This window comes from Hymenobacter persicinus (assembly GCF_004167665.1).
In the GTDB taxonomy this organism is placed as follows: domain Bacteria; phylum Bacteroidota; class Bacteroidia; order Cytophagales; family Hymenobacteraceae; genus Hymenobacter; species Hymenobacter persicinus.
Map to the genome: position 1 here is coordinate 1 of NZ_SEWE01000104.1, position 2706 is coordinate 2706.

The 2706-nt window shown below is 60.5% G+C and carries 3 protein-coding genes and 1 pseudogene; 3 read left to right on the top strand and 1 reads right to left on the bottom strand.

The genetic code is table 11. The annotated features are described in order from the left end of the window. The 3 genes and pseudogenes from EWM57_RS20715 to EWM57_RS20725 form a co-directional block, all read left to right on the top strand. Nucleotides 1-399: pseudogene (locus EWM57_RS20715) on the top strand (biotin carboxylase); the annotation flags it as partial. A gap of 73 nt (nt 400-472) precedes the next feature. Next, a complete protein-coding gene (locus EWM57_RS20720) occupies nt 473-1009 on the top strand; it encodes a hypothetical protein (RefSeq protein WP_129919756.1) in 537 nt (178 codons plus the stop codon). Between the two features lie 324 nt (nt 1010-1333). Further along, nucleotides 1334-1918 (top strand): helix-turn-helix domain-containing protein, encoded by a 585-nt coding sequence (locus tag EWM57_RS20725; RefSeq protein ID WP_129923204.1) that lies wholly within the window; start codon nt 1334-1336, stop codon nt 1916-1918. 91 nt (nt 1919-2009) lie between these two features. Here EWM57_RS20725 and bshB1 read toward each other — a convergent pair. Next, nucleotides 2010-2706: bacillithiol biosynthesis deacetylase BshB1 (gene bshB1, locus EWM57_RS20730; RefSeq protein ID WP_129923205.1), on the bottom strand; the 697-nt coding region annotated here is incomplete at its 5' end.

Consider the following 2706-nt stretch of genomic DNA (forward strand, 5'->3'; position numbering starts at 1 on the left):
GACGACGGCTTCGAGCAGGGCATGGACATCCCGATTTACTACGACCCGATGATTGCCAAGCTCGTCACCTTCGGCAAAGACCGCCAGGAGGCCATCGAACGGATGCTGCGCGCCATCGACGAGTACCAGATTACCGGCATCCAGACCACCTTGCCCTTCGGCCGCTACGTGCTCCAGCACCCGGCCTTCGTGAGCGGCAACTTCGACACGAACTTCATCCGGGACCATTTCACCCCCGCCGACCTCACTCCCGCCGCCCCCGACGCCAGCGTGGCCAAAGTAGCCGCCGTGCTCACGGCCATGCTGATGACGGAAAAGAAAGCGCCGGTGGTGGCTTCGAGTGATGCGCCGGCCGCGGCGGGCTCGAACTGGAAGCGCAACCGGCTGGGGGCGCGGTAGGAAGCTTTTATTCCGCTAGATTTGAAAAGCCCGGTTATTTGGCCGGGCTTTTCTATTTTTTTCCAGAACCAGTATGGAAAGAATTAAGATTGAGCACGACTTCTTGGTGTTCCTATTCGCCTACCTCCGGCATCTTGACTTATCATTGGATAGAAGCCGCTGGAATGGCTGGGCTGATTATCTTGTATACACCCGTGGTCGGATCCAATCAGCTACAATTTCCTCTTATCTAAAAGGCAAGATTGGTCCTGTCAGCGTGACTAACACAGCCAACATTCTACCAAACTATAGCTATAGAGAATCCCGCCTGCGGTATCTATGGCGAATTTGCACGTGGCAGAATGATTATTTAACCCTTTATGCGACCAGCTACGCCTGTCAGTTGCTAGACCGGCACAACGCTTATCTGCGGGCAGATATTACCGAATTCACCCCGGAGCTGGAAATGCTCAGAAGGGATATTGCTGATTTTTACACTCGTGCTTCAGAGGTAATGCTCAGCAGAAGCGAACTGCGCAAAATAATGCGGGTGGAACACTTCTGGCAAAACCCTATCCTCACAACTATTGCGCTGAAAGACTTCCTTCCTGCTTCCCTAGCGCGAGTTTAGCACCGCTTAACTCGTGCCAGACCATAACGTGGAGGTTGTACCTCCACTGCTGCAACGCAGCAAACCGGAACCGCGCCGCCTGAAGCCATCCGGGCGGCGTGCTCGTTCTGACGAGGAGGCGCAGCCTTCCGGCATAGCGTGTCACGAGTTACGGCTGCGCCTAAACTTGCGCCAGTGCCGCGCCTGCGAACCAGTGCGGTAGCATGACAACGGCCCTGACCTTTGTACGGTATTTTTAAAATTCTGAAAATACCGTACAAATACCCGAAAGATTTTGTACGGTATTTTTCGTTTCTTGAGAATACCGTACATATTCTGCCAGCTATGCCCCGCCGCGCTCCTGCCTCCCAAAACGTCATTTCCCGCCTGCGCGCCTGGTTTGGGCTGCGGCAGGAGGACGTGGCCTTTTATGCTAATGTGAGCCCCGAGCTCGTGCAGGCGGCGGAAAGCGGCCGGCGTAGCCTGAGCAGTAACCTGCTGATAGGTCTGCTGCCGCTATTGCAACAACTGCCGCCGCCCGAAACGCCCGTAGTCGCGGCGGCCGTACTGCCGCCTTGCCTGGCCCCTGGTACCGCCGCGCCCGATGCTGCCGCCCTCGATTTTCGTCGCCGCGTGTGCCTGCACCAAGCCGGCCGCTTGCGTACCCAGGCCTGGGCCCAGTGCTCGGCCACCCGGGCCCGGGTGGCCGAGCACTGGGCCCAGGCCCTGCCCGCCCTGCTGGCCGCCTACCCCGCCCCGGTCAACCCTACGGACCCTGACGACGCCGAGCTCCACGCCGGACTCATCCGCCGGCTGCACTACCACGCCCGCCCCCTGCCGGCCGAGGACGTCACGCGCTGGCACCTGCTGCAAGCCCGCATCGTGGCGCTGGAAGCTGAAGCGGCGACCCTGGAAGCTACGCTGGGCTAAAAACAAAACAGCCGCCCCAGAACCGGGGCGGCTGTTTTGTTATCCTGTCATGCTTCACTCTGCTCAGCATGACCTTTTTTTTACCGCTGGTCTATATTAAATCCGTGAGTTGCTTCACGCCCACCGGCCGTTCCCGGGTGAAGCCTTCCCCGAACTCGACGCCAATCAGGTGGCCGAACTCCCGGGCCCGGGCTTCCATGAACTTGGTGAAGACGGGCGTGGAGAGGTAGGTGACGGGCTCGGTGCTCTCGGGGTCGAAAAACTGGGTTTTGTAGGCCTGAATCGACTCCCATTTTTTCTCCCAGTGCGCCGAGATGTCGACCACGAAATCGGGACTGATCTGGCGGTCCTGAATGAAGTGGTACACGTGCAGGGGGCGCCAAGCGGCCTGGGGCTGGCCGTCGTGGTCGAAGGTTTCAATCATCTTCAGGCCCGACAGAAAGCACGCGTCCGAAATGAGCTGGGCGCCGCGGCCGTGGTCGGGGTGCCGGTCGTGGATGGCGTTGCAAAGCACGATATCGGGCCGGTAGCGGCGCAGGGCGGCAATGATGGGCAGCTGGTGCTCCCGGTCGTTGCGGAAAAAGCCGTCGGGCAGGCCCAGGTTTTCGCGGGCGTCGAGGCCCAGGATACGGCGGGCGGCCTCGGCCTCGGCGGCCCGGGTGGCCGGCGTACCCCGGGTACCCAGCTCCCCCCGGGTCAGGTCTACGATGCCGATTTTCTTGCCGGCGGCGGCGGCGGCCAGCATCGTGCCGGCGGCCGACATCTCCACATCATCCGGGTGCGCCGCA

Excerpts from the sequence above, each read along its gene's own strand:
- EWM57_RS20720 (WP_129919756.1), top strand. The coding sequence starts at position 473 with ATGGAAAGAATTAAGATTGAGCACGACTTCTTGGTGTTCCTATTCGCC.
- EWM57_RS20725 (WP_129923204.1), top strand. The coding sequence starts at position 1,334 with ATGCCCCGCCGCGCTCCTGCCTCCCAAAACGTCATTTCCCGCCTGCGC.